Source organism: Aminobacter sp. MDW-2 (assembly GCF_014250155.1).
GTDB classification, from domain to species: Bacteria; Pseudomonadota; Alphaproteobacteria; order Rhizobiales; family Rhizobiaceae; genus Aminobacter; species Aminobacter ciceronei.
Map to the genome: position 1 here is coordinate 3615365 of NZ_CP060197.1, position 25021 is coordinate 3640385.

The following is a 25021-nucleotide window of genomic DNA, read 5'->3' on the forward strand; positions in this document are numbered from 1 at the left end:
CCGATGGCGCTGGAACGGGAGAAGCATGTCCCGGACAGGGAGGATGGGATGGGAGGCCATACCCACGAGGCGCTGCGCATAAGCGGCGCAACCAAGACATATGCAGCGCACTCAGGCGTGGTCCACGCGCTGCAGGACGTGGACATGATCGTCGAGGCTGGCGAGTTCATCTCTGTCGTCGGACCATCCGGCTGCGGCAAGACCACCTTGCTCTGGTCCATTGCTGGCCTCCACCAGCTGAGCGGCGGCCGGATCCACCTGGGCGAGGATGAGATCAAGCAGCCGCATCCCAGCATCGGCATGATGTTCCAGGAAGCGAACCTGCTGCCCTGGCGCACCATCGAGCAAAACATCTCGTTGCCGTCCGAATTGCGCCGGATCAGGCCGGATAGGGACAGGGTCGAGGCCTTGCTCGAACGTGTTGGCCTTGGCGGCTTCGGCGAGAAGATGCCGCGCGAGCTCTCCGGCGGCATGCAACAGCGCGCCTCGATCGTGCGCGCACTCGCCAGTAACCCTGACGTCCTCTTGATGGACGAGCCTTTCGGCGCGCTGGATGCCTTCACACGCGATGAGATGAACAAGCTTGTCGAGGAGATCTGGCTCGAGGCGCGCAAGACAGTGATCCTGATCACCCACTCCATCGCCGAGGCCGTCTTTCTCTCCGACAAGGTCTACGTGATGAGCGCCCGTCCGGGCCGCATCTCCAGGGTCGTCGACGTGCCGTTCGAACGGCCGCGTCCGCTGGAACTCATGGAAACCCGTGAGTTCTTCGACCTCGTCAACGACATCAAATCCGACATCAAGCATCAGGTGCCGCCGGCAGGGCGCACGACCTCCGCGAGGTAACCATGACCGACATGACCCACAATTCAGACCTGCCGACCGGAGGCTCTGGCCTTGCCAGTGCCACGGGAATCGTCAGCGGCATGGGCGGCCAGGGTGCGCGTGAGATCATTGCGATCCTTGCCGTTGCCGTCCTCGTCATCGGCGGCGGTGAATTCCTGCTGCGCTTCTTCGATGTCCCTCAGTTCATACTGCCGGCACCGTCGACCATTGCCGCCGTCTTCGCCTCGCCGGAGATTACGACAATCTCGCAGCACTATGGCTACACGCTGTTCGAGCTGTTTGCCGGTTACGCCATCGGCGCCTCGATTGGGCTGGTGCTGGCGGCCGTTATCACCCAGTTCCCCTTCGTCGAGAAGGTGATCACGCCATACATCCTGCTTCTGGTGACCACGCCGATGTTGGCGCTGGTGCCGTTGCTGATCCTGAATTTCGGCTTCGGCTACACGCCGCGTGTCATTGCCGTCGCCCTGGCTTCCGGCCCGATGGTGATGATCAACTCGGCGACCGGCTTCAGGCGCGTCGATGCCGGCAAGATCGCGCTTGCGCGGTCATATGGCGCCAGCACCTTGCAGATATTCACCAAGATCCGCATCCCCATGGCGATGCCGATGGTCATCGTCGGGCTGATGATCGGCGCGATCTTCGGAATGATCACCGCGGTTGGCGCCGAGATGTCGGGAGGCGGGTTCGGCATAGGCAGCCGCCTGACGACCTATTCCTCGACGCTGCGCATGCCCGAGTTCTTCGCCTGCATCCTGATCCTCGCGGTCACGGGCATCGCGATCTACGCCTTCTTCTTCTGGCTCGGCAAGAAACTCGCCGGCTGGGAGAGCTGACCGGCCGGGCGGAGAACGACCGCGCCCGCCAGCGCCACCTGACAGCGGTCTTCGGTATCGGGAGGACATTCAATGACAACGACCAACATTTCGCGGCGCAGGCTGCTCCAGGTGGGAGCGGGCGGTCTGGTGACGAGCACGGTACTCGGAGGCAGCCTGTTCAAGCCAGGCATCGCATTCGCCAAGCCCTACGCCTCGCCATTCAACTGGATCTCGCCGCGCGGCACCATCGAGGTGATGGACGACTATCCCTATTGGGTGGCGAAGGAGATGGGCTATTTCGGCGATCTGAGTGTCGAGACCGCGATGCAGCCGGGGCCGTCGGATGGCACTGCCGTGGTCAAATTCCTGGCCGTCGAACAGGCCGACATTGGCTTCCCATCACCAGGCGTGCTGTCTTATGCCGTCAACAGCGGGATGGATCTGGTTTCGGTCTTCGGCAGCGGCAATCTCGACCTCTTCAACTTTGCCTTCCGCAAAGGCGAGGGCGTGCAGGATCTTGCCAAGCTCGAGGGCAAGACTGTGCTGCTCGGGTCGGCCGCCTGGCAGTCGATCTGCGATCCGATGTTTGCAGCTGCCGGCGTTGACCCGAAGTCGATCAAATATGTCGAAGCCGGCTGGCCGACCTGGACCACGGCGCTGGCGAGCGGACAGGGAGATGCCTGCCTGGCCTGGGAAGGGTTGCGCGCCGACCTCTCGGCCAAGGGGCTCGACTTCGACTACTGGCTCGGCATGCGCGGCTCGCCGCTGCCGTCCAATTCGCTGGTCGTACGACGTGCCGACATCGAGGACCAGGACCGCCGCCACTTCCTCGCCCAATATCTCAAGGGTTGGGCCATGGGCAGCGCATTTGCCGACCGCAATCCACGGGCCGCGGCCGACATCGTCTTCAAGGCACTGCCGACGACGAAAGCGAATTACGGCCCGCGCTATGGCACGGAGAGCCTCATGCAGATCCATCGCACCTTCAAGGGCGACATGGCGAAGCGGAAAGGCTGGGGCGAGCACGACATCCGGGGCTGGGACAGCTTCTTCAAGATCCTGAAGAAGATCGGCCAGTCGTCGATCGACATCGACACGGAGCGGTTCGTGACCAACGCCTTCATCGCCGATGCGAACAAATTCGATGTCGCGGCGGTGCATGCCGATGCCGACAATTATGCCCTGCCTGAGGCTCTTGCCTCTATCGACATGGCCAAGGTCGAGGCCGGCTTCTACGGTAACGTCATCAACTGATCTCGACTGAGTACCGCGGTGGGCCCCGACCCGTCCAAGGCAGGGCCCGCCGCGCCGCCAAGCGATTCGAAGTCCACATCGATCCCGGCGTTGATGCGCTCGGCGCCGTCAGCGCGCCAGATCCTCGAGCAGCAGCGCCGCCGCCTCTGCACCATTGAGATGCGCTATCCGCGTCCCGATGACGATCACGATGCTATGGCCACTCGCTTCCTGTTCCGGTCTTGTGTGTGCCCGGATTTTCCTGCTGCACCCATGGAGCCGGATACGCCTTTGCAAAATCCTCGAGATCGCGGCGGCCATCTGGCTTCCGGTCGGAATCCGCGAGCCATACGGTTGTTCATCGCAGTTCTTGGGGAGGCTTGTCAGCAATGGCCGAGGAGTTAGCGGGGAACCCTCTTCGCCGACGTGCGTTACAGTTCGAGCGGCTCCTAGTGAGTGCTATGAACCCGCGCCTTGCGCACAACAATTAGTTGAAATGGCCTTTAAATGCAGCCGCCTATTTATGGCCTAGGAGTACGAACGATAAGCGGTCGGCGAATATTGTACTGTTGATATTGTCAGGTTTACGCGTCTGGAAATGGTCGTTTACGTGGGGGTCCCCAATCTCGGCCGGACCCACTGGTGAGCCATATGAAATCTTCTGCTGCGCGCAGGGTTCAAGACGATCTGAAAGACACTGCTGGTCCGGCCCAAGCGCCACGCAATTCCGGCATCAGCTCCATAAGCGAAATCGCTTGGGGCACGCACATATGTGTTTTTTACGAGACAAAGCAGGACCTTCTGGACGCCAATTTCCTGTATCTAAAGGCAGGTTTGGAAGGCAACGAGTTCTGCGTTTGGGCGATCTCTGATCCGATCACGGAGGCGGACGCAAGGAGTGCGCTGCGCCGGTCAGTCCCCGACCTTGATGAGCGCCTCGATGCGGGACAAATCGAGTTTATTGCAGGCACGGACTGGTATCTGCGCGGCGGCGAGTTCGATTTGCAGCGGATTACCGGGGGGTGGCACAACAAGCTGCGGCTCGCATTGGCCAAGGGCTACGAGGGGATGCGTGTGAGTGGCAACGCATTCTGGATTGGCACCAACCATTTTCAGGAATTCACGGAGTACGAGCGCGAACTGGACCGATCGCTCGCTGGCCAGAAGATGGTTGTTCTCTGCACGTATTCCCTTTCGGAAAGTCGGATCGTCGACCTGCTTGATGTAGCCCGCGCCCATCAGTTTACCATCGCCAGGAGGTGTGGCGAATGGGAGTTCCTGGAGACTCCTGGACGCAAGTTCACCAGGCAAACAAAACAGGAAGTAGCGGAGGTCAATGGCGATATCTGCTCCAAGTCCTTTCCGGGGCACGACACGCTCACATCGAGGGAGCGAAACGTCTTGGGCGAACTCGTGAGGGGGTGCTCCAGCAAGGAAATTGCTCGCCAGCTAGGTATCGTTCCTCGCACCGTTGAGTTCCATCGAGCCAATCTGCTCAAGAAGGTAGGTGCGAGGAGTACAATTGACCTCGTCCGGATTGTCCTCGGGGAATAGCGCATTCCAGCTTTGATCATAATGGGAACTGGAGTCTGCGGGCTCCACAGAAGGCGAGGTTGTGAGTTGGAGGATGAACCGTTCGATACTCCGGTCTTGGTTCAGCTTGGCGCCGTGGACGAGATACGCTCTGTGGCCTCCACCCAAGAAGCAGCCGAGTGCCTGCTCTTCCGGTGGCCACGAGCAACTGGACCTAATTTCGTCACCGCGACCGAGGCTTGTCTGGCTGTCCTGCGAGGCACCAAAGAGACGTCCCATGCCAAGTCCGCATTCGAGGAGGCTGCAAGAGAAGTTGGCATTCTGATCGTCAGCAAGATGTAGTGAGAAATTCTACTCGTTCGCTCGTGATTGTCTTGTAAATTTTTGGAATGGCTTACATGCATTCAAAAGATGTGAATAAAGGCCAAAGTTGGGTGTGGAGAGAAGTCAATTTCGAGGTAGAGTTGCTTTTCCCAGCGCGTGGCGTGCGCGAAATACACGGAGCGAAGTTTCGACTTATACGACTCTCTGAAGGGGGTGCATCAGTTCGTGTCGGCGGCATGAGAACCATCCCCGATTTCTTCTACCTGAGATTCAATAATGATGAGGGGACCTCTGGCTGCCACATGGTCGGAAGGTCTATCGATACCATCCACTGTGAATTCTTTCGCGAAAAGACTCGAAGCGAGGTCGACCGCATCATAGCTGAGGGAGAGTTCATTTCCGTTCTTGGCTCATTGTCGGGGGACAATGGTGATCAGACGCAGAAAGAAGACTTGCCGGTCGACGTCTTGCAACTTTTTGACAAGCTGTATTAGTCACCATCAACCGCATTCGGTGAGCATTCGAAGTTCCTGCCCGAGTTGTGTTGAGCTCCCGCCCAAGTCGAGTGAATAAGGTGGCAGGAATCGTAGCGCGGCTCCTGCGGTCCGGGTCATCTGACATTAGGCGGCGCCACAAGAAGGTGCACTCAACGCGCTATGCTTACCATATCGACCTCTTCAACTTTGCCTTCCGCAAAGGAGAGGGCGTGCAGGATCTTGCCAAGCTCGAGGGCAAGACGGTGCTGCTCGGGTCGGCCGCCTGGCAATCGATCTGCGACCCGATGTTTGCGGCTGTCGGCGTTGATCCGAACTCGATCAAATATGTCGAGGCGGGCTGGCCGACCTGGACCACGGCGCTGGCGAGCGGGCAGGGCGATGCCTGCCTGGCCTGGGAAGGGTTGCGCGCCGACCTCTCGGCCAAGGGGCTCGACTTCGACTACTGGCTCGGCATGCGCGGCTCGCCGCTGCCGTCCAATTCGCTGGTCGTACGACGTGCCGACATCGAGGACCAGGACCGCCGCCACTTCCTCGCCCAATATCTCAAGGGCTGGGCAATGGGCAGCACGTTTGCCGACCGTAATCCGCGGGCGGCAGCAGACATCGTCTTCAAGGCACTGCCGACCACCAAGGCGAATTACGGCCCGCGTTATGGCACCGAGAGCCTCATGCAGATCCATCGCACGTTCAAGGGCGACCTGGCGAAGCGGAAAGGCTGGGGCGAGCACGACATCCGGGGCTGGGACAGCTTCTTCAAGATCCTGAAGAAGATCGGACAGTCGTCGATCGACATCGACACGGAGCGGTTCGTGACCAACGCCTTCATCGCCGATGCCAACAAGTTCGACGTCGCGGCGGTGCATGCCGATGCCGACAATTATGCCCTGCCTGAGGATCTGGCTTCTATCGACATGGCCGAGGTCGAAGCCGGCTTCTACGGCAACGTCATCAACTGATCCCGACGGAACGCCCTCGGCGGCCTTGATCCGTTCGAGGACCGCCGCGCCGCGTTCACCGTCGTCCCGCGGCACGGAGACCGTGCGCGGCTGTTTGAAAATCTGGCGAGGTGACGGCGCGCCCCGTGCAAGGCAGTCTACTTTCCGCCGATCAGCCGGATCCAGTCGTCGATAAATCGCGCCCGCTGGAGTTGGTCCTGAGCGGCAAGCAGCGCAGGCCCTATGTGAATCGGCCTGCCGATGCCTGACGAGACGAGGCTCTGGGGACCATCGACATTCGGCGGAATCGTTCCCTTGCGGGAAAAGAAGAAGGCCTCGCGCTCGGCCACCTGTTGCCCTCTGTCGGACAGCAGGTAGTCGATGAAGCTTTCCGCAAGGCGCTTTTGCCTGGCACCCATCGGCACCATAGCGCCGCGGCTCAGGATCAGCGTGTAGTCTCGCGGCAGCACGATGCCGAGCTTTGGATTGCGGCGCGCTGCGGCATAGGCATAGGAGCCGAGGATGTTGTAGCCGATATAGACATTGCCGCTGGCCAACTCCGATAGCACAGCGTTGTTGCAGCAACGCAGAACGGGTGCAGCGCGGCTCAGGCTCTCAAGCAGGCGACCATAGGTGGTCGAGGCCTGCTGCGCGTCGAGGAAGGCCAGGAGATAACCGATGCCTGATTGCCTGAGGTCGTAGGTGCCGACCCGGCCCCGGTAGTAATCAAGCCTGAAGCGCAGCAGATCGGCAAGTTCGGCATGGCCGCGCGGCACATCCTCAAGAGGTACGAAGTCCCTGTTGTAGATGATGACGGAGGGCTCGAAGGTGAAGCCAAAAACCTCGTTGCGCCAGTTGGCCCAATCGGGCACCGCAGCCGTTTCCGCCGATACATGAGACAGTGCGCAGCCGTCATTGGCCAGCTTGACCAGTTGGTCGACCGACGAGGACAGCAGCACGTCCGCCGCCGATGTGCCGGTCCGGCAGGCGGCGTCGGCATCTCGGTAGAGGTCGTTGGTGACGAAGTCGGAATAGTCGACCGCAATGCCGCGGGCGGTGGCCTGGAAGTCACGGATCAGCGGCTCCATGGCCTCGATGTCGGTCGCGCCATGGACCACGAGGCGATCGGCCTCCTTGTCGAGTGCGGGGAAAAACGTCCGGGTGCCCTCGACTGCCTGTGCACCGACGACCCAGCCGCACAGGGCCAACGCCGAAAGCAGATTGCGCGTCACGAAGGTCATGCAACTGCTCCATGCAGGGGCAGGTCGAGGATTACAGCGAAGTTGCGATCGCCTTTGGTGCGGAAACGAATGATACCACGATGGGTGGCCGCTACTTCGGCGGCGATGGCAAAGCCGAGGCCCATGCTGCCTTCCTCCGACTTGGTGCTGACGAAGCGCGCCGTGATGCGTTCCCAGTCTGTTTCGGGAATGCCAGGGCCGTCGTCCTCGACTACGACGAACGCGCGCCCGCCTTCGGCCGTCACGCTGACGGCGAGATGCGCGACCGCGCCGTGACGTAGCGAATTGTCGACGATGTTGGCAATCGCTTCGCGCAGGCTGACCGCATCGCCGAGCACCGATACCGCGTCGGTTCCGACTTCGAACGACACCACCATGTCGGGATCGACCGTTATCGGAATCGCGCTGCGAAAGGCCTTGCGGGCCACATCGGCCAGGTCGACCACGTCAAAGCGGACCGCGTCGGAACGATGGATCACCATGGCGCGGCTGAGCAACTGGTTCGTCAGTCTTGACAGCTGCCCGACCCTGTCGCTGACGCGCTCCAGGTGGCGCCGGCCGCTCTCGTCCATTTCGACATCCTCAAGCAGCGAGACCTGCGCTGAGAGCGCTGCAAGCGGGGTGCGGATCTGATGGGCGGCGTCGGCAATGAAGCGCTGAAGTACGCCGACGCGCTCGTTGAGCCGGCCCATGAAATGGTTGATCGAGCCGACGAACGGTCGGAGCTCGCGCGGCACGGGAACCGCGATCGGCGTCAGGTCCTGCGGATCGCGCAGGCGAAGTGCTGCGCCGAGTTCACCCACCGGGCGCAGCGAGTAGCGTACGGCGAGCACTGTACCGGCCAGCGCCAGAAGGCTCATGATGCCGACGATCAGCATGGCCCGGCCGGTCAGCTCTCCAGCAAGCGTGCGGCGCGCCTCGGTGGTCTGGGCGATCACGACATAGGCCCAGCCCGACAATGACGGATCGGACAGGACGCGTGACACCGCTGCCACGCGCACCGGCACGCCGCGGTAGGTGGTGGACAGGAAGATGGGCGCGGCGCGTGCCGGCATGAGATCTTCGGGCTGGCGCAGGTCGTCATAGCCCGTCAGGGTCCGACCATCAGGGCCGATCACCCGGTAGAAGATGCGGTCGCGCTCGGCGAGCCCGAGCAATTCGAAGGCCGACGTCGGCATGGTTACGGCAAGACGGCCGGAATCGACGGTCATGTTGGCGGTGATCTGGAACGCCGCGCCGAGCAGCAGCCGGTCATAGGCATTGTCGGCGGCGGCGCGCGCATAATACCAGGCGGCGGTGGCGAGCAGCGCGGCGCCGCAGACCAGCACCAGCGCGACGCGCAGGACGAGGCGCGAAAAGAGCGAGCCTTCACGCAGCATCGTCGACCAGCAGCTGGTAGCCAAGGCCCCGGATGGTGACGATCCGCACCGAGGAGCCTTCGATCTTCTTGCGCAGGCGGCCGACATAAAGCTCGATGGCGTTCTGTCCCGGTGGGGCCTCGTCGAAGCCGAACAGGTGATCGAGCAGTTCGTCCTTGCCAAAGACGCGGCCGGGACGATTGGCCAGCACTTCGAGCAGCGCGATCTCGCGGCGCTTGAGCTGCACCTCGCGATTGCCGACGCGGACCGAGCGGCTGTTGCGATCGAGCACGAGGTTGCCGCATTCGATGAGGTTCGTCGCGTCACCGGCGCGTCGGCGCAGAAGCACCCGCACCCGCGCCTCGAGTTCGCGGAAGTCGAACGGCTTTACCAGGTAGTCGTCGGCGCCGAGGTCGAGCGCGCCGACGCGATCCTCGATCTCGGAACGCGCCGTGAGTATCAGCACCGGCGTGGACTTCCGGTGCTGGCGCAGCCGGCGCAGAATCTCGAACCCGTCCAGCCCCGGCAGCATGACGTCGAGGATGACCAGGGCATAATCGGTAAATTCGAGGATGTCGGCGGCTGCCTGGCCGTTCGACTGCCAGTCGACGGTGTGTCCGATCTTCTCCAGCCGACGGCTGATGGCCTCCCCGACATCCCTCGTGTCTTCGACCAAAAGGATGCGCATGCGCAAAGCTGTTGCACGGAATGTCGGGCCGATCAATCCGTTCGAATCCGATTGCCGTGACAGGATGGTGACAGCTTGGCGTCGGAACCAGAAGGGGCTCGGCACCGGGAGGTGGATGCCGCGCGCTGGGAGGATTTCGCTTTTCTGTACCGTGACTTAGCTGTCACGGCGCATACGCGCAGCTTTGTCTTTTCCCAGCTGTTGAACATCGCTGCGGATGCCCCGGCGGGCGTCGCGCCAACAACTGACATGGGAGCGAAACCGTGAACAACGCCACTCTGAAAACCATCGCCGCACTCGGCCTGCTGGGTGCCCTTTGCCTGCCTGCGGCAGCCGAACCGGCCAAGCCCGAATGCCTTGCCGGCGCCAAGCCCGGCGGCGGCTTCGACCTGACCTGTCGCCTTGCCGCCAACGCGCTTTTGGAAGCAAAGCTGATCAAGGCACCTATGGCCGTCACCTATATGGAAGGCGGCGTCGGCGCCGTCGCCTACAACCACGTCATCGGCAAGCGCGGCTCGGATTCGAGCCTGATCACTGCCGCCTCGACGGGCTCGGCGCTGCTGATCGCGCAGGGCAAGTTCGGCCAGTATGACGAGAGCGCTGTGCGCTGGCTCGGCGCACTGGGCGCCGATTTTGGCGTGCTCGTGGTCGCGGCGGACTCGCCTTACAAAACGCTCGGCGAACTGATCGAGGCCTACAAAGCCAATCCCTCCGAGTTCTCCATCGCCGGTGGCGGCGCCGTCGGCTCGCAGGACTGGATGAAGGGCTCGCTGCTGGCCAAGTCGGCAGACCAGGACGCCAAGCAGATGCGCTATGTCGCGCTCGAAGGCGGCGGCGCCGTGCTGACTGCACTTGAAGGTGGGCACGTGAAGGTGGGCGCCGGTGATGCGGCCGAAATGGCCAAGCATCATGCCGCCGGCAAGGTCAGGGTGCTCGCCGTCATGGCGCCCGAGCGGCTGCCGGGCGACCTCTCCGAGGTGCCTACCGCGAAAGAGCAGGGCATCGACATCGAGTGGCCGGTCTGGCGTGGCTACTATGTCGGCAAGGACGTTTCCGACGCCGACTACCAGTGGTGGGCCGACGCTCTCAAGAAACTCTCTGCCACCCCTGAATTCGTCAAGGAGCGCGAAGCGCGCGGGCTCTATGAATACACTCTCATCGGCGCCGACTTCGATGCCCAGGTGAAGGCCGATGTGGCCCGCTTCAAGGTGATGGCCAAGGAAGCGGGCATGTAAGCCCGTTCCAGCCGGTTTTCCAATCCGCATCAGACGATGGCCGGCGTTCCTGCCGGCCACCACCTTCCATTGCGCGCCACGCTCAGTGGCGCAGACCACGGAGGTCGTCATGACCGACAACAACGACACATCCCAGCGCATAGGCAGGTTTGGCGGGCTGGCCCTGCTGGCGCTCGCAATCGTTTTCGGCATCGGCGGCAGCCGGATCGAATACGCCTTCTCGTCAGATCCGCTCGGCCCACGTGTGGTGCCGGTGATGCTGGCAGTCATCCTCGCCCTGCTTTGCCTCATCTATCTGCGCAACCCCGGCAAGTCCGAAGGCTTTCCGTCGGGACAGCTGCTGCTCCGGATTCTTGCGGTTCCCGCGCTCATGCTGGTCTCGGTGCTGTTGATGGAGCCGCTCGGCTTTGCCGCCTCCATCCTTTTGCTGACCACTGGCGTCGGCTGGATATTCGGCGCGCCGCTGCGCCTCGCCGTAATCGGTGGCGTGTGTCAGGCGCTGCTGTGGTGGTTCGTCTTCGCCTACCTCCTCGACGTCTATCTGCCCTCGGGCCTGTTCGGCTGAGCGGCGGCAAAGGAGACAACAATGAATCTCGAATATCTCTGGGCCGGCTTCGGCATCGCCCTCACGTTCCAGAACCTCATCATCGGCCTCGGCGGCTGCTTCATCGGCACGCTTGTCGGGGCACTTCCAGCAATCGGCCCGATCAATGGCATCGCGCTGCTTTTGCCTATCGCCTACACCATGGGCCTGCCGGCCGAGAGCACCATGATCCTTTTGGCCGCGGTCTATTGCGGTGCCGAATATGGCGGACGGATCTCGTCGATACTGCTCAACGTGCCGGGCGACGCGGGTGCCGTGATGACCGCGCTCGACGGCTACCCGATGGCGCGCCAGGGGCGTGCCGGCGAAGCCCTCATGCTCTCTGGCGTCGCTTCCTTCGTCGGCGGCATGATCGGCGCGACGGGACTGGCCTTGTTCGCCCCGGTGCTCGCTGGCCTTGCCATCGGCTTCGGCCCGGCTGAATATTTCGTGCTGATGGTGTTTGCCTTCGCCACGCTCGGCTCGATGGTCGGCAGCCAGCCGGTCAAGACGCTGATCGGCTGCACACTTGGCCTGATGCTGGCAACCGTCGGCCTCGATGCGACGTCGGGCGCCTATCGCTTCACCTTCAACGAGCCGGAACTCGGTGACGGAATCGAATTCGTGGTGCTCGTCATCGGCCTGTTCTCTGTGTCGGAAGCGCTGTTGATCCTCGAGCACCAGTCGACCGGCGTGACCGTCATCCGCAAGCTGGGGCGCATGACGGCCAGGATGAGCGACATGGTGAAGTCGATAGGTGCCACGCTGCGCGGCTCTGCCATCGGTTTCGTCGTCGGTGTGCTGCCGGGCACCGGAGCGTCGGTGTCTAGCGCCGTCAGTTACACCACCGAGAAGCGAATCTCGGACACCGAGGGCACCTTTGGCAAGGGCGACGTGCGCGGCTTGGCCGCCCCCGAAGCCGCCAACAACGCCACCGCCTGCGGCGCGTTCGTGCCGATGCTGACGCTTGGCGTGCCGGGCTCCGGCACGACGGCGGTGATGCTGGGCGCGTTGATGCTGTACAACATCCAGCCGGGTCCGATGCTGATCGCCGAAAGGCCCGAGGTCGTCGGCGGCCTGGTTGCTTCGCTGTTCGTCGGCAACTTCCTGCTGCTGCTGCTCAACCTGCCGCTGGTCAACATTTTCGCCCGCGTTCTGACCGTGCCGAACTGGCTGCTTGTGCCCGGCATCCTCGTGCTGTCGATCGTCGGCGTCTATTCCACGCACTCGTCGGTGTTTTCGATTCTGCTGATGCTGGGGATCGGCATGTGTGGCTGGCTGCTCCGCAAGGCCGGTTTCGACATGGCGCCGATCATCCTCGGCTTCGTCCTCGGGCACGTCATGGAGGTAAACCTGCGCAACGCACTTGCCATCAGCGGCGGCGACATCTCGATCCTGTTCCACAGCACGATTTCGATCGTGCTCTGGGTCCTCGCCGCTGTCGTTGCCGTTCTGCCCCTGTTCCTTGCCAGAAGGGCACGGCAGCGGGCCGTCGCCAACGAGGCCGAAACGTCAGCCTGACCAGGTCGAGGCGCCAGGCGGCGCGCTACACCCTTGCCATGCAACGTCCGGCTTGCGAGTCGGACGTTTTCTTTTCCGGATGTCCAGAAACGCAGCTCCTCAGGCGCTGTCTTGCTGCAGCAGCCCAGGGCAAGCGCCAATCGAATGGGAGGTCCGATAATCGGCAGAGAATACAGGCTTCCGGCCCAAGAAATGCTTGCTCAACCGTCGTGCGACGGTGTCGACAAACTCAGAGCTAAATGTATGAAAAACCTGGTACGCCCAAGGGGAATCGAACCCCTGTTACCGCCGTGAAAGGGCGGTGTCCTAACCGCTAGACGATGGGCGCGCTCAGGTGAGGCGGTGTATAGTTGGCTTGTTCGCGACAGGCAACCCGTCTTTTTGCTGCGCCGCGAAATTTTTTCGACTTATCCACGGCGACGGCCGCAACGCCAGTTCCAGTCGCGCTCCGGGCCGACGTCGATGTGGACCGAATTGGTATGGCAATAGGTGCCGACGCCGCCGCGGCCAGGCATGGCGCGCAGATACGTCGCCAGTTCCCACTTGCCGACGCCGGGAATCTGGATGTCGGCTGCCGCGCAATACATGTGCTGCGAATTCTTGGCGCCGCGGGCGCGACGGTTGCGTTCCGGGTTGCGATAGCCCGATGTCACGATCATCTTCTTGCCGTAGTGCTGCTCGGCCGCCTTGAGGATGCGCACAAGCGACGGCTTCAGGCAGGCGACATCGACGCTTTCATGCTGCTTGAGCAGCCCGTTCGGCGCGAGGCGCGCCATGCCGGCGGCCGACGCCGTCTGGTACAGTTCGGGGTCCTCATCCTCGTGCAGGTCGACGTCGCTGTCGTCGTTGAGGCCGGACTTGCGCTTGATTTCGAACAGGTCGGTGGTGCGCACGCCGGGCAGCGCCCAGTTCGAATCGCCGCCCGACGAGCCGCCCAGCGACGCAAGCTCCACCGGCTTCGCTTCGGCTTTCGCTGAGGCCAGCGTGATGATCGGCTTGGCCTTTTCTTCGGCCGCCTTCGGCTTGGTTTCGGACGATTCGTCGCCCATTTCGATCAGCGGCTTTGCCTTCTGCTCGGCCGGCGCAGGTGCTGCCTTGGCGGATGACGAGCCGAACAACGAGGCAAACAGCCCCTTCTTCTTGGGCGCCTCTGGTTCGGCTGCCGGACCATTGGTCAGGATGAAGCCGGTATCCTGCTGCGCCGGTTGATTGGCCGGTTTTGCATCCGCAGCCTGGGAAGCGACAGCTGCTGTCTTCGGCTGCTCCGCTGTGGCTGCCGTCGCGACCTGCTGCGGCTGTTCGGCACCGGCGATGGCGACTTCCGCTGCGTTTTCGCTTCCCGGCTTGATCAGTGGGACATAACCGACCTGGTCGGGCAGGGCGGTGTCGCCCGCCGGGCTTATCGTCGCCTGGGCAACCGTGGGTGCGCCGGCGGCGGTCGCGGATTGGGTTGTGGTGGTTTCGGTGGCCGTTGCGGCGCTGGCCGCAGGATTTGTCAGGTCGAAATTCGGCTCGCCCGTCGAGGAGCAGGACACGCTCATGAGCGACACCAGCACGGTCAGCGCAACGCCGCAGCGCCGGTCTGCGAATCGCAGTCGTCCTGACGTCAAACCGGATCCCCTCTCATGCACTGCAGGCCAACGATTACGCTTGGCGATTGAAATCGAACATCTACGCAACCACGCTTCCACAGGGGAAGCGGCACTCAAACTTGTGGCAATGATCCCCCAGTGAGCGGGCTAGGCGCCAATTAAGGCGAGATCATGATAGGCGCCATGTTTTCGCCCTCTTGGTAAAGGGCGTCAATTCACTGCCTGTGACAGCTGGTTACACGCGTACCTTCACATAGCTGCCCGGCGCGTCCTCTAGCACCCGCCCGCTTATGCCAGGCTTGCGTGCCGCAACGCGGGTGTCGTCCTGGGCTTCGATCCAGCGCTGCCAGTGCGGCCACCACGAGCCAGGCGTCTCCAGAGCGCCCTTCAGCCATTCGTCGAAATCGCCTGATGGCTTGCCTCCCGACCAAAACTGGTACTTGCCGGCGGCGGGCGGATTGACCACGCCGGCGATGTGCCCAGAGCCGCCGACGACATAGTCGACATCGCCACCGAAATACTGGCAGCCGAGGAAGACCGAGCGGGCAGGGGCGATGTGATCCTCGCGCGCAGCGAGGTTGTAGACCGGAATGGTGACGTCGGCGAGCGAGATGGTTCGGCCGGCCAGCTCCATCCTGCCTTGCGACAGGTTGTTCTCGAGATAGCAGTTGCGCAGGTAGAAGGAGTGATTGGCCGCTGCCATGCGCGTCGAATCGGCATTCCAGTAGAGCAGGTCGAACGGCGTCGGCTCCTTGCCGCGCATGTAGTTGTTGATGACATAGGGCCAGATCAGGTCGCCCGAGCGCAGCATGTTGAAGGCCGTCGCCATCTTGGTGCCGTCGAGATAGCCCTTGTCCTTCATCGCTCCTTCGAGAGCCTTGATCTGATCCTCGTCGACGAACACCTTGAGGTCACCGGCATAGGTGAAATCGACCTGCGTCGTGAAGAAGGTGACCGATTGGATGCGGTGGTCACCTTCCTGTGCCAGCAGCGCCAATGCTGCCGCCAGCAACGTGCCGCCGACGCAGTAGCCGATGGCGTTGACCTTGGTTTCTCCCGTCGCCTGCTCGACGATGTCGAGTCCATATTGCAGGCCTTCGCGGATATAGGCTTCCCAATCCTTCAGGCCGTGGCGCTGGTCTGGATTGATCCAGGAGATGACAAAGACCGTGTGGCCCTGCTCGACCGCCCACCGGATGAAGGATTTCTGCGGGTTGAGGTCGAGGATGTAGAACTTGTTGATCCATGGCGGGCAGATCAGCAGCGGGCGCTTCAGCACCTTGTCGGTGGTCGGCGTGTACTGGATGATTTCCGCGACGTCGCTGCGGCCGACGACCTTGCCCGGCGTGGTGGCGATGTTCTTGCCGATCTCGAAGCCGCTGTAGTCGGCCTGCCGGAGCTTGAGGTCGCCCTTGCCGGCCGAAATGTCCTCGGCAAACATCTTCATGCCGCGCACTAGGTTCTCGCCGTTGCTGGCGACGGTTTCGCGAAACAGCTCCGGATTTGTGAGGATGAAATTGGACGGCGAAATCGCGTTGGCAACCTGCTTGACGTAGAAGCCGGCCTTGTGGCGGGTGTGCTCGTCGAGACCGTCGGCATGGTCGACGAGGTCGCCGGCCCAGCGCGCAGTCACCAAATAGGCCTGCTTGAGGAAATCGAAGAAGGCGTTGCGGCCCCATTCGGGATCGAGGAAGCGCTTGTCGCCGCGTTCTGGCTTGACGGCGTCGTCGACCTCGTCGCCGCCCATGCGCTGGATCGACTTGCTCCACACGTCAAGATAGCCGGAGAACAATCGGGTCTGCGCTTCCAGCGCGCGTTGGGGGTCGGACAGCCAGTATTCGCTAAGCTTGGAGAAGGTCTTGACCATGTCGGCCATCGGCTCGGCGACGGTGTCGCGCACCTCGCCCTTCTCGCGCGGTTCGGCCCAGGCGGAGGCTGCCTTCCCGGCCTGCTCGATCATGCGGGCCATGTTGAGCGCAAAACGTTCCGGATCTTTGACGAGGTATTGCTCGACGGAGGAGGGGGTATCGCCACTCTGCTTGTCCGAATCGTCTACCTTCGCCATGGTTCTTGCAGGTCCTCCCAAAGCGCCCATTGTTGACATAGTATCATGTGACGTCTTACCGGGTCCAACGCGCTCTACCGCGCCTGTCGGGGAAACTTTATGACATATAGTGTTGGTCGGAATGTTTTTTTCTGCTCCCGCGTGATGTTGTCCGCGGGCGTGCTGGCATTGGCCATTGCCGCTGCCGGCTGCACCAGCACGACCAGCGCCGACAGCAGCGCTGCACCGGCAACCGGACGTGGCGCGCAGGATACCGGCACCTACCCCAATCTCAACATTGCGCCTGAGGTGGCCGCCGCCCAGTTCACCGAGGACCAGAAGGCCGCCAAGCTGGCCGAACTCCAGGCTGCCAGACAGCGCCAGGGCGCCAAGGCCGGCGCAGGCGGTGGCAATTCGGCGGCGATGACCACGCTTGCCAGAAAGCACGGCGACGACACGCTGAAGGCCATCGAAGGCAAGTGCGAGACTATCGACCCCGCCTGCAATTGAGTGTATATCGCGCACGCATCGCCGAGCCCCCGTTTACCTGGAACTGACATGGAAGAATTTCACAAGGTCCGCCGCCTTCCGCCCTATGTCTTCGAGCAGGTCAACCGGCTGAAGGCCAGCGCCCGTTCGCGGGGCGCCGACATCATCGATCTTGGCATGGGCAATCCGGACCTGCCGACGCCGACCGCCATCGTCGACAAGCTGTGCGAAGTGGTGCGCGACCCGCGCACCCACCGCTATTCGTCGTCGCGCGGCATTCCCGGCCTGCGCCGCGCCCAGGCCAATTATTATGCCCGCCGCTTTGGCGTGAAGCTCAATCCCGATACCCAGGTCGTTGCGACGCTGGGCTCGAAGGAAGGCTTCGCCAACATGGCGCAGGCGATCACCGCGCCTGGCGACGTCGTGCTGTGTCCGGATCCGACCTATCCGATCCACGCTTTCGGTTTCATCATGTCGGGCGGCGTCATCCGCTCACTCCAGGCCAAGCCGGATGACGGCTTCATTCCGGCGCTCGAGCGCGGCGTCCGCCACTCGATCCCCAAGCCGCTGGCGCTGATCCTCAATTATCCGTCGAACCCTACGGCCTTCGTCGCCTCGCTCGACTTCTACAAAGACGTCGTGGCGTTTGCGAAGAAGCACGACATCATCATCCTGTCGGATCTTGCCTATTCGGAGATTTATTTCGATGGCAATCCGCCGCCCTCGGTGCTGCAGGTGCCGGGCGCGATCGACGTCACCGTCGAGTTCACCTCGATGTCGAAAACGTTTTCGATGCCGGGCTGGCGCATGGGCTTTGCCGTCGGCAACGAGCGCCTGATCGCCGCATTGACCCGCGTGAAGTCTTACCTCGATTATGGCGCGTTCACGCCGATCCAGGTGGCGGCAACTGCCGCGCTCAATGGCGACGGTGCCGACATAGCCGAGGTGCGCGAAGTCTATCACAAGCGCCGCGACGTGATGGTCGACTCGTTCACCCGTGCCGGCTGGGAAATCCCGGCGCCGGCGGCGACGATGTTTGCCTGGGCACCGATCCCGGAGCCGTTCAAGCATCTTGGTTCGCTCGAATTCTCCAAGCTGCTGATCGAACATGCGGACGTGGCTGTCGCTCCCGGCGTCGGCTTCGGCGAGCACGGCGACGACTATGTGCGTCTGGCGCTGGTCGAAAACGAGCACCGCATCCGCCAGGCAGCACGAAGCATCAAGCGCTTCCTGCAGACCACAGCCAAACACCCCAACAACGTGGTTCCGCTCGCAGCCCATCGCTGAGCGGCACCGCGCCACATTCCCAGAACGATTGAAATAAAGAGGCGCCGCGACCATGGCTGAAGCATTGCGTGTTGGAATTGCCGGTCTCGGCACGGTCGGTGCTTCGGTGGCGCGTGTGCTGCGCGACAAGGGCGCCGAGCTCACCCGGCAATGCGGTCGCGAAATCGTCGTGACCGCCGTTTCCGCCCGCGACCGCAGCCGTGATCGCGGTGTCGACCTGAGCGGCGCGCAATGGTTCGATGATCCGATCGAGCTGGCCGAGAAGGCCGACATCGACGTCTTCATTGAATTGATCGGCGGCGACGAAGGTGCTGCGCGCGCCTGTGTGCGTGCCGCGCTCGATGCCGGCCGCCATGTCGTGACCGCCAACAAGGCGCTACTCGCCAAGCATGGCGTGGCACTGGCCGAGGTCGCCGAGAAGAAAGGCGTACTGCTCAACTACGAAGCGGCCGTTGCCGGCGGCATCCCTGTCATCAAGACCATGCGCGAGGCGATGGCGGGCAACAGCGTCAATCGCGTGTTCGGAATCCTCAATGGCACTTGCAACTACATCCTGACGCGCATGGAAGCCGAAGGCCTGACCTTCGAGGCATGCCTCGCCGACGCCCAGCGCCTGGGCTATGCCGAGGCCGACCCGACCTTCGACATCGAGGGCAACGACACCGCCCACAAGCTCGCCATCCTGACCAGCCTGGCATTCGGCTCGAAAATCGCTGCCGACGACATCTATCTCGAAGGCATCTCCAACATCACCCAGGCCGACATTCGCGCAGCGGCTGAACTCGGCTACCGCATCAAGCTGCTTGGCGTTGCCCAGCGCACCGATAGCGGCATCGAGCAGCGCGTGCACCCGACAATGGTGCCGACGGCATCCGTCATCGCCCAGGTCCACGGCGTCACCAATGCGGTGGCGATCGAAACCGACATTTTGGGCGAGTTGCTTCTATCCGGCCCCGGCGCCGGCGGCAACGCCACGGCGTCGGCCGTCGTCGGCGACATCGCCGACATCGCCAAGAGCCGGCCCGGCTTCCAGCATGGCCCGGTGTTCGGCCGTCCGGCCAAGGAACTGAAGCCGTACAAAAAGGCGCAGATGCGCAGCCATGCCGGCGGCTACTTCATCCGCCTGACTGTGCATGATCGCATCGGCGTCTTTGCAGCGATCGCCAAGCGCATGGCCGACAACGACATTTCGCTGGAATCGATCGTCCAGCACGCCAATGGCACCGAAGGCGGCATCGCCCAGAAGACTGTCATCCTGGTGACCCACGAGACCACGGAAGCTGCCGTGCGCAAGGCTGTCGACGGCGTGACCAAGGACGGTCACCTGACAGACAAGCCGCAGGTCATCCGCATCGAGCGCGCCGGTTAAGCTGGCGCCTGTTCTAGGGGGTGCAAATGTGCCCCCCTCCCAGGCAGTCAAGCGCCATTACCTTTCAATCGATTGATATTGTTTCGCTTTCGATAAAGCGGGCAACAGGTCTTGCCGTTGTCATGCGGGTTTGACAATAAGAGCCGGCCCGGTTTGGGCGCTCCGAACTCATCGACTTCAGGACCCAGTATTATGGCGAAAAGCGTTGTAGCCGGCCTCGACCGGATTCTCACCATGGAACTCGTGCGCGTCACCGAGCGGGCCGCCGTGGCTGCAGCCAGGCTGCGCGGACGCGGCGACGAGAAGGCCGCCGACCAGGTTGCCGTCGACGCCATGCGCCAGGAACTGAACCGCCTTGCCATCAACGGCACGGTCGTCATCGGCGAAGGCGAACGCGACGAAGCTCCGATGCTCTACATCGGCGAGGAAGTAGGCTCCGGCGGCCCCGACGTGGACATCGCGCTCGATCCGCTCGAAGGCACCACCATCTGCGCCAAGAACCTGCCCAACGCCCTTGCCGTCATCGCCATTGCCGAAAAGGGCAGCCTGCTGTTTGCGCCTGACGTCTATATGGACAAGATCGCCGTCGGCCCGGGTTATCCCGAGGGTGTCATCGACATCGACGCCTCGCCGGCCGACAACATCGCCAGCGTTGCCAAGGCCAAGGGCGTGCCGGTCGAAGAAATCACCGCCTGCATCCTCGACCGTCCGCGCCATTCCAAGCTGATCGAAGCCGTGCGCGAGACCGGTGCTGCCATCCGCCTGATCGGCGACGGCGACGTGGCCGGTGTCATCCACACCACCGATCCCGAGGAAACCGGCATCGACATCTATCTCGGCACCGGCGGTGCGCCCGAGGGCGTGCTGGCTGCTGCTGCGCTGCGCTGCACCGGCGGGCAGATGCTTGGACGCCTGATGCTCGACACCCCTGAGAAAGTTGCGCGCGCCGCCACCATGGGCATCACCGACCCCAAAAAGGTCTACCGCGTCGAGGAGATGGCGCGTGGCGACGTGCTGTTCGCTGCCACCGGCGTCACCGACGGCAACATGCTTGCCGGCGTCAAGTTCGGTCGTGACTCGATCACCACCCACACGATTGTGCTGCGCTCGTCGTCCAAGACCGTGCGTGAGATCAAGGCACGCCACCAGGATCTGGAAAAATTCTGATTACGCGCCTGTTGCGGTCGCCTATGGTCGATCCGAAGCGGGTGGACCTCAACTGAATGGCGACTGAAAAGCGTAACTTTCTCGGCGTAAGGCGTTCGGCCACCGGTGTTTCCTGGGAACATCGCCTGACCGAACGCCAGGACATGCTGGCGCTCGCCATCGCCCAGGGGCATGGCGTGCCCGACATCGTCGCCCGTGTGCTTGCCGGCCGCGGCGTGCTGCCCGAGGACACCGAGCGGTTCCTCGATCCCACCATCCGCGACCTGTTGCCCGATCCGGCCTCGCTGACCGACATGGACAAGGCGGCATCGCGCCTTGCCGACGCGGTGCTGCGCAGCGAAAAGGTCGCGATCTTCGGCGACTATGACGTCGACGGTGCCTGTTCGTCGGCGCTGGTGAAGCGATTTCTCACCCATTTCGGCATCGAGTCCGAGATCTACATTCCCGACCGCATCTTCGAAGGTTACGGCCCGAACCCGGATGCGATGCGTGAGCTCATCGGGCGCGGCGCGAGCCTGATCGTCACCGTCGACTGTGGTACCAACAGCGCCGCCTCCATCGACGCGGCCAACGAGGCCGGCGCCGATGTGGTGGTGCTCGATCATCACCAGGTCGGCGGCGCGATGCCGAATGCCGTGGCCGTGGTCAATCCGAACCGCGACGACGATCTCTCCGGCCAAGGCCATCTCTGCGCTGCCGGCGTCACCTTCCTGGCCTTGGTGCAGACGGCAAAGGTGATGCGCGCGCGACTGCCTGACGCGCCGCGTCCCGATCTGCTCAAGCTGCTCGACCTTGTGGCACTTGCGACGGTCGCCGACGTCGTGCCGTTGACCGGCGTGAACAGGGCCTTCGTCGTCAAGGGGCTGCAGGCCATGCGCCAGCAGAACAATGTCGGGCTAACGGCACTCGCCCGCGTTGCGCGCATAGGCGAGCCGCTCAACACCTTCCACCTGTCGTTCCTGCTCGGCCCGCGCATCAATGCCGGCGGGCGCATCGGCGACGCGGCGCTCGGCAGCAAGCTGCTTGCCACCGACGATCCGGTCGAAGCCGGAACCATCGCCGAAACGCTCGACCGCCTGAACCAGGAGCGCCAGGCGATGGAAACGGAGATGCTGGCCGAGGCACGCGCCGAGGCCGATGCCGAAATCGGCGCCGGACCGGGCCCGGCCGTGTTGGTCACCGCGAGCACCACATGGCACCCCGGCATCGTTGGCTTGCTGGCATCGCGTCTCAAGGATCACGCGCGCCGCCCGGCTTTTGCGATTGCCTTCAACCCGAATGGCGTTGGCACAGGGTCAGGCCGTTCCGTGTCCGGTTTCGACCTTGGCCGGCTGGTGCGCGAGGCGGTCGAAGCCGGACTGCTGGTCAAGGGTGGCGGGCACGCCATGGCGGCCGGCATCACCGTTGAGCGCGCCAAGCTGGGCGAGTTGCGCGCCTTCTTCGAACAGCGCGCCGCAGCCGACGTGTTCCGCCTGCAGGATGAGGAAAGCCTGAAGATTGACGGTGCGCTGGCCGCGGAAGGCGCGACGCTGAACCTCGTCGACGCGCTGGAGAAAGCAGGACCGTTCGGGGCAGGGCATGTGCCGCCCGTTTTCGTCCTGCCAAGGCATCGCATCGCCGATGCCAGGCTGGTCGGCTCCGCACATATACGCATCGACCTGCGTTCGGAAAGCGGCGGCAAGGTCCAGGCGATGGCGTTCAGGGCGGCAGAGACGCCACTTGGCGATTTCCTGTTCCGGAACCGCGACCGTGCAATACACGTCGCCGGCTCGATTTCGGTCAATCATTGGAATGGCAGCCGCACGGCCCAGTTCAGGATCGTCGACGCGTCGCTGGCCGGTCCTTGACCGAGAATTGGTCTTAGCCGAGAACCGCCTGAAGCCTCAGGATCTCTTCCATCTGCGCCTTTGTCGCCTCGTAGCCGAGCCGGATGGCCTCGTCGGCGCGGTGGAATTCGGACAGGCCGATCAGGCCGAGCTTGGGCTGGATCGACAGATCTGGCGGATCGCCGGCCAGCCGCGCGCGGGAAATGCGATCCTGGATGATGTTGAACGCTTCGACCATGACACCCGTGATGCCGAGTCGCGCCTCGCGCTCGCTTTGAGCGGAGTTCTCTCCCGGTGCAGCCGGACGCTCGACCACCAGTTCGCCAGCGCTATGCTTGATCACTGCCGCGCGGCCGAACAGGTCGTAGTGCAGGTTGACCGCAACGACCAAGGGCTGCTCGTTGGCGCGGCAGACCGAAACCGGCACCGGATTGACGAGCGCGCCGTCGACCAGCACGCGGCCGTTGCAGGTGACCGGCTCGAACACGCCGGGCAGGGCGTAGGACGCCCGCATCGCCTTGATCAGCGAACCGCTCGACAGCCAGATCTCGTGGCCGGTGCGGATTTCGGTCGCAACGCAGACGAAGGGTTTCGGCAGATCCTCGAAGGTGATGCTGCCCATGTGCTGCTGCATGCGAGAATCGAGCTTCATGCCGCCGAACAGTCCGCTGCCGCCGAGCTTGAAGTCGAACAGGCCGAAGATACGGCGCTTGGTCAGGCTACGGGCGAATTCCTCGAGCTGATCGAGCTTTCCGGCGAGATAGCAGCCACCGACGAGGGCACCGATCGAAGTGCCGGCGATCATGTTGATGCGGATGCCGGCTTCATCAAGCGCGCGCAGCACGCCGATATGGGCCCAGCCGCGTGCAGCACCGCCGCCGAGCGCCAGTGAAATGCCGTTCTGTCTTGCTGTTTCGGGAACGTTCGAACTTGTGCCGGAAGAAAAGCCATTGGCTTCCCGGACGTTCTGGCGCGCATAGAATGACGCCCATTCGAGCATCGCACACTCCTTGTTCCCAAATACAGACTACTCCCGACCCGTATTAAAATCGTGAATCTCTGTGTTCTGGAACAGGTAGCCGGTTCACGTTTTCTTGCGGTAGGTCTCGTCGACATCGAACAGCGGATCGCTGCCGTCCGCGCTGAGCGTCGCGACACTGCCTTGTCGTCCTACCGTCCGATAGAAACAAGAACGCCGGCCGGTGTGACAGGTTGCGTCGTGGCCGCTCACTTTTACCTTGAGCCACACCGAGTCCTGGTCGCAGTCGGTGCGAATCTCCTGGACGTGCTGGAAATTGCCCGAGGTTTCGCCCTTCTTCCAAAGCGCGTTGCGCGAGCGCGACCAATAGTGGGCGATGCCGGTCTCGATCGTCAGAGCCAGCGCTTCGGCATTCATGTGCGCGACCATCAAGAGCATGCCGTCGGCGGCGTCGGTCACCACGGCGGTGACCAGACCGTTGACGTCGAAACGTGGCGAGAACAGCTCGCCCTCTTCGAGGGCGCGCTTGTCGTTGGAAACTTCGGGAAACTGCAAGGTCATCGCCGGGGTCCTAAGTCGGGGCTCCGGCGAAGCGGGATCAGATCCCGCCGCCGCCGGCTCGTACCATGGTCACGAACCGGACCTGTTCTTCGGGGGTATCCCGGAAAACGCCGGTGAATGTGGAGGTCAGGGTCGTCGAACCCTGCTTGCGGATGCCGCGCATGGCCATGCACATATGCTCGGCCTCGATCATCACGGCGACGCCGCGCGGGTTTAGCACGTCCTGGATGACACCGGCAATCTGCGCCGTCATCGCTTCCTGCGTCTGCAGGCGGTGGGCGAAGATATCGACGACGCGGGCGATCTTGGAGAGACCGACGACCTTGCCATCCGGCAGATAGCCGACATGAGCCTTGCCGATGATCGGCACCATATGGTGCTCGCAATGCGAATGGAACTTGATGTCACGAACGATGACCAGGTCGTCGTAGCCGGCGACTTCCTCGAATGTGCGGCCAAGCTCGTCGGCCGGGCACATGTCGTAGCCATTGAACATTTCACGGAAAGCCTTGGTCACGCGCTTGGGCGTGTCGATCAGGCCTTCGCGCTGTGGATCGTCGCCGGTCCAGCGCAGGAGCACCTTCACAGCGGCTTCGACCTCCGCCTCGGTCGGGCGGTCGGTTGCAGGCTTGTCCATATAGGCTGATTGCGGCATCAGCTTCTTCGCTACGGCATCCATATCAGGCGTCTCCAGTAGTCCCTGTCAGAGCAGGGACGAGTTGAACGGACACAGCCACTTTAGGGACCACCGGAACGAGTGCCGTACCCAAAGCTGCTTATCTTGCTCAAATCCCGATGCCTTTTCAGCTCCTTGTCGGGAGGCGAGCGCCACCATTATATATGGGTGAAGACGACGATTGGAAGATGCGTCAGCGACAAGAGTTGTTCATCACAC

The 25021-nt window shown here is 62.9% G+C and carries 24 protein-coding genes and 1 tRNA gene; 15 read left to right on the forward strand and 10 right to left on the reverse strand.

What is annotated here, in order from left to right; translation table 11 throughout:
• Positions 1-48: 48 nt before the first annotated feature.
• From H5P29_RS17895 to H5P29_RS17905, 3 genes are all read left to right on the forward strand, one after another.
• Positions 49-846 carry an ABC transporter ATP-binding protein gene (locus H5P29_RS17895; RefSeq protein ID WP_154384138.1) on the forward strand — a complete coding sequence of 266 codons (798 nt, stop codon included), beginning with the start codon at positions 49-51 and terminating at the stop codon, positions 844-846.
• A gap of 2 nt (positions 847-848) precedes the next feature.
• Positions 849-1682 (forward strand): ABC transporter permease, encoded by an 834-nt coding sequence (locus H5P29_RS17900; protein WP_154384139.1) that lies wholly within the window; start codon positions 849-851, stop codon positions 1680-1682.
• Between the two features lie 72 nt (positions 1683-1754).
• Positions 1755-2918, forward strand: coding sequence for an ABC transporter substrate-binding protein (locus tag H5P29_RS17905; protein ID WP_154384140.1), 1164 nt, complete (start codon positions 1755-1757; stop codon positions 2916-2918).
• 108 nt (positions 2919-3026) lie between these two features.
• On the opposite strand, the gene H5P29_RS17910 is transcribed toward H5P29_RS17905, so the two are convergent.
• The gene (locus H5P29_RS17910) at positions 3027-3218 is read right to left on the reverse strand and encodes a hypothetical protein (protein WP_154384141.1); all 192 of its coding nucleotides are present in this window, start codon (positions 3216-3218) and stop codon (positions 3027-3029) included.
• 330 nt (positions 3219-3548) lie between these two features.
• Between H5P29_RS17910 and H5P29_RS32605 the strand changes: the two genes are divergently transcribed.
• The 4 genes from H5P29_RS32605 to H5P29_RS17930 all read left to right on the forward strand — a co-directional run bounded on the left by H5P29_RS32605 (position 3549) and on the right by H5P29_RS17930 (position 6207).
• The gene (locus H5P29_RS32605; protein ID WP_154384142.1) at positions 3549-4451 is read left to right on the forward strand and encodes an MEDS domain-containing protein; all 903 of its coding nucleotides are present in this window, start codon (positions 3549-3551) and stop codon (positions 4449-4451) included.
• Positions 4452-4472: 21 nt separating this feature from the next.
• Positions 4473-4772, forward strand: coding sequence for a DUF982 domain-containing protein (locus H5P29_RS32950; protein WP_154384143.1), 300 nt, complete (start codon positions 4473-4475; stop codon positions 4770-4772).
• 56 nt (positions 4773-4828) lie between these two features.
• Complete coding sequence (locus H5P29_RS17925) at positions 4829-5248, forward strand: hypothetical protein (RefSeq protein ID WP_154384144.1); 420 nt, start codon at positions 4829-4831, stop codon at positions 5246-5248.
• Between the two features lie 146 nt (positions 5249-5394).
• A complete protein-coding gene (locus tag H5P29_RS17930) occupies positions 5395-6207 on the forward strand; it encodes an ABC transporter substrate-binding protein (RefSeq protein ID WP_210252498.1) in 813 nt (270 codons plus the stop codon).
• Positions 6208-6344: 137 nt separating this feature from the next.
• Here H5P29_RS17930 and H5P29_RS17935 read toward each other — a convergent pair whose 3' ends face one another.
• From H5P29_RS17935 to H5P29_RS17945, 3 genes are read right to left on the reverse strand one after another with little or no spacing between them, the layout of a single operon-like run.
• Positions 6345-7427, reverse strand: a complete 1083-nt coding sequence (locus H5P29_RS17935; RefSeq protein WP_154384146.1) for an ABC transporter substrate-binding protein — start codon at positions 7425-7427, stop codon at positions 6345-6347.
• Positions 7424-8830 (reverse strand): sensor histidine kinase, encoded by a 1407-nt coding sequence (locus tag H5P29_RS17940; RefSeq protein ID WP_246670687.1) that lies wholly within the window; start codon positions 8828-8830, stop codon positions 7424-7426. The genes H5P29_RS17935 and H5P29_RS17940 overlap by 4 nt, the downstream gene beginning before the upstream one ends.
• A complete protein-coding gene (locus H5P29_RS17945; protein WP_154384147.1) occupies positions 8796-9473 on the reverse strand; it encodes a response regulator transcription factor in 678 nt (225 codons plus the stop codon). The genes H5P29_RS17940 and H5P29_RS17945 overlap by 35 nt, the downstream gene beginning before the upstream one ends.
• 263 nt (positions 9474-9736) lie before the next feature.
• On the opposite strand from H5P29_RS17945, the gene H5P29_RS17950 reads away from it, so the two are divergent.
• The 3 genes from H5P29_RS17950 to H5P29_RS17960 all read left to right on the forward strand — a co-directional run bounded on the left by H5P29_RS17950 (position 9737) and on the right by H5P29_RS17960 (position 12812).
• Positions 9737-10708, forward strand: a complete 972-nt coding sequence (locus H5P29_RS17950) for a tripartite tricarboxylate transporter substrate binding protein (RefSeq protein WP_246786990.1) — start codon at positions 9737-9739, stop codon at positions 10706-10708.
• A gap of 109 nt (positions 10709-10817) precedes the next feature.
• Positions 10818-11273, forward strand: a complete 456-nt coding sequence (locus tag H5P29_RS17955; protein WP_154384148.1) for a tripartite tricarboxylate transporter TctB family protein — start codon at positions 10818-10820, stop codon at positions 11271-11273.
• Positions 11274-11294: 21 nt separating this feature from the next.
• The gene (locus tag H5P29_RS17960) at positions 11295-12812 is read left to right on the forward strand and encodes a tripartite tricarboxylate transporter permease (protein WP_154384149.1); all 1518 of its coding nucleotides are present in this window, start codon (positions 11295-11297) and stop codon (positions 12810-12812) included.
• A gap of 253 nt (positions 12813-13065) precedes the next feature.
• Here H5P29_RS17960 and H5P29_RS17965 read toward each other — a convergent pair.
• From H5P29_RS17965 to H5P29_RS17975, 3 genes are all read right to left on the reverse strand, one after another.
• A tRNA-Glu gene (locus H5P29_RS17965) sits at positions 13066-13140 on the reverse strand.
• Between the two features lie 79 nt (positions 13141-13219).
• On the reverse strand, positions 13220-14353 hold the full coding sequence (locus H5P29_RS17970) for a YcbK family protein (protein WP_154384150.1): 1134 nt from the start codon (positions 14351-14353) through the stop codon (positions 13220-13222).
• 286 nt (positions 14354-14639) lie between these two features.
• Entirely contained in the window at positions 14640-16469 is a 1830-nt protein-coding gene (locus tag H5P29_RS17975; RefSeq protein WP_154384151.1) for an alpha/beta hydrolase, read from the reverse strand.
• A gap of 144 nt (positions 16470-16613) precedes the next feature.
• Here H5P29_RS17975 and H5P29_RS17980 point away from each other — a divergent pair, with 144 nt between their 5' ends.
• From H5P29_RS17980 to recJ, 5 genes are all read left to right on the forward strand, one after another.
• Positions 16614-16958 carry a hypothetical protein gene (locus tag H5P29_RS17980; RefSeq protein ID WP_246670701.1) on the forward strand — a complete coding sequence of 115 codons (345 nt, stop codon included), beginning with the start codon at positions 16614-16616 and terminating at the stop codon, positions 16956-16958.
• A 48-nt stretch (positions 16959-17006) separates the two neighbouring features.
• Complete coding sequence (locus H5P29_RS17985) at positions 17007-18224, forward strand: LL-diaminopimelate aminotransferase (protein ID WP_067961704.1); 1218 nt, start codon at positions 17007-17009, stop codon at positions 18222-18224.
• A 52-nt stretch (positions 18225-18276) separates the two neighbouring features.
• Complete coding sequence (locus H5P29_RS17990; protein ID WP_154384153.1) at positions 18277-19593, forward strand: homoserine dehydrogenase; 1317 nt, start codon at positions 18277-18279, stop codon at positions 19591-19593.
• A 192-nt stretch (positions 19594-19785) separates the two neighbouring features.
• Positions 19786-20760 (forward strand): class II fructose-bisphosphatase, encoded by a 975-nt coding sequence (glpX, locus tag H5P29_RS17995; protein ID WP_067961708.1) that lies wholly within the window; start codon positions 19786-19788, stop codon positions 20758-20760.
• A 56-nt stretch (positions 20761-20816) separates the two neighbouring features.
• Positions 20817-22607, forward strand: coding sequence for a single-stranded-DNA-specific exonuclease RecJ (gene recJ / locus H5P29_RS18000; protein WP_067961710.1), 1791 nt, complete (start codon positions 20817-20819; stop codon positions 22605-22607).
• Between the two features lie 13 nt (positions 22608-22620).
• On the opposite strand, the gene H5P29_RS18005 is transcribed toward recJ, so the two are convergent.
• From H5P29_RS18005 to folE, 3 genes are all read right to left on the reverse strand, one after another.
• Entirely contained in the window at positions 22621-23586 is a 966-nt protein-coding gene (locus H5P29_RS18005; RefSeq protein ID WP_154384154.1) for a patatin family protein, read from the reverse strand.
• Between the two features lie 84 nt (positions 23587-23670).
• A complete protein-coding gene (hisI, locus tag H5P29_RS18010; RefSeq protein ID WP_154384155.1) occupies positions 23671-24126 on the reverse strand; it encodes a phosphoribosyl-AMP cyclohydrolase in 456 nt (151 codons plus the stop codon).
• 37 nt (positions 24127-24163) lie between these two features.
• Entirely contained in the window at positions 24164-24805 is a 642-nt protein-coding gene (gene folE, locus H5P29_RS18015; RefSeq protein ID WP_067961716.1) for a GTP cyclohydrolase I FolE, read from the reverse strand.
• Positions 24806-25021 lie beyond the last annotated feature (216 nt).

What these genes read in the sequence shown, in the direction of transcription:
- H5P29_RS17980 (WP_246670701.1), top strand. Translation starts at nt 16,614, where the DNA reads ATGTTGTCCGCGGGCGTGCTGGCATTGGCCATTGCCGCTGCCGGCTGC.
- H5P29_RS17900 (WP_154384139.1), top strand. Translation starts at nt 849, where the DNA reads ATGACCGACATGACCCACAATTCAGACCTGCCGACCGGAGGCTCTGGC.
- H5P29_RS17975 (WP_154384151.1), bottom strand. Translation starts at nt 16,469, where the DNA reads ATGGCGAAGGTAGACGATTCGGACAAGCAGAGTGGCGATACCCCCTCC.
- H5P29_RS17960 (WP_154384149.1), top strand. Translation starts at nt 11,295, where the DNA reads ATGAATCTCGAATATCTCTGGGCCGGCTTCGGCATCGCCCTCACGTTC.
- H5P29_RS17955 (WP_154384148.1), top strand. Translation starts at nt 10,818, where the DNA reads ATGACCGACAACAACGACACATCCCAGCGCATAGGCAGGTTTGGCGGG.
- H5P29_RS17985 (WP_067961704.1), top strand. Translation starts at nt 17,007, where the DNA reads ATGGAAGAATTTCACAAGGTCCGCCGCCTTCCGCCCTATGTCTTCGAG.
- recJ (WP_067961710.1), top strand. Translation starts at nt 20,817, where the DNA reads ATGGCGACTGAAAAGCGTAACTTTCTCGGCGTAAGGCGTTCGGCCACC.
- H5P29_RS17910 (WP_154384141.1), bottom strand. Translation starts at nt 3,218, where the DNA reads ATGGCCGCCGCGATCTCGAGGATTTTGCAAAGGCGTATCCGGCTCCAT.
- H5P29_RS17895 (WP_154384138.1), top strand. Translation starts at nt 49, where the DNA reads ATGGGAGGCCATACCCACGAGGCGCTGCGCATAAGCGGCGCAACCAAG.
- H5P29_RS17925 (WP_154384144.1), top strand. Translation starts at nt 4,829, where the DNA reads ATGCATTCAAAAGATGTGAATAAAGGCCAAAGTTGGGTGTGGAGAGAA.
- H5P29_RS17945 (WP_154384147.1), bottom strand. Translation starts at nt 9,473, where the DNA reads ATGCGCATCCTTTTGGTCGAAGACACGAGGGATGTCGGGGAGGCCATC.
- H5P29_RS17905 (WP_154384140.1), top strand. Translation starts at nt 1,755, where the DNA reads ATGACAACGACCAACATTTCGCGGCGCAGGCTGCTCCAGGTGGGAGCG.
- folE (WP_067961716.1), bottom strand. Translation starts at nt 24,805, where the DNA reads ATGGATGCCGTAGCGAAGAAGCTGATGCCGCAATCAGCCTATATGGAC.
- hisI (WP_154384155.1), bottom strand. Translation starts at nt 24,126, where the DNA reads ATGACCTTGCAGTTTCCCGAAGTTTCCAACGACAAGCGCGCCCTCGAA.
- H5P29_RS18005 (WP_154384154.1), bottom strand. Translation starts at nt 23,586, where the DNA reads ATGCTCGAATGGGCGTCATTCTATGCGCGCCAGAACGTCCGGGAAGCC.
- H5P29_RS17990 (WP_154384153.1), top strand. Translation starts at nt 18,277, where the DNA reads ATGGCTGAAGCATTGCGTGTTGGAATTGCCGGTCTCGGCACGGTCGGT.
- H5P29_RS17970 (WP_154384150.1), bottom strand. Translation starts at nt 14,353, where the DNA reads ATGAGCGTGTCCTGCTCCTCGACGGGCGAGCCGAATTTCGACCTGACA.
- H5P29_RS32950 (WP_154384143.1), top strand. Translation starts at nt 4,473, where the DNA reads ATGGGAACTGGAGTCTGCGGGCTCCACAGAAGGCGAGGTTGTGAGTTG.
- glpX (WP_067961708.1), top strand. Translation starts at nt 19,786, where the DNA reads ATGGCGAAAAGCGTTGTAGCCGGCCTCGACCGGATTCTCACCATGGAA.
- H5P29_RS32605 (WP_154384142.1), top strand. Translation starts at nt 3,549, where the DNA reads ATGAAATCTTCTGCTGCGCGCAGGGTTCAAGACGATCTGAAAGACACT.
- H5P29_RS17935 (WP_154384146.1), bottom strand. Translation starts at nt 7,427, where the DNA reads ATGACCTTCGTGACGCGCAATCTGCTTTCGGCGTTGGCCCTGTGCGGC.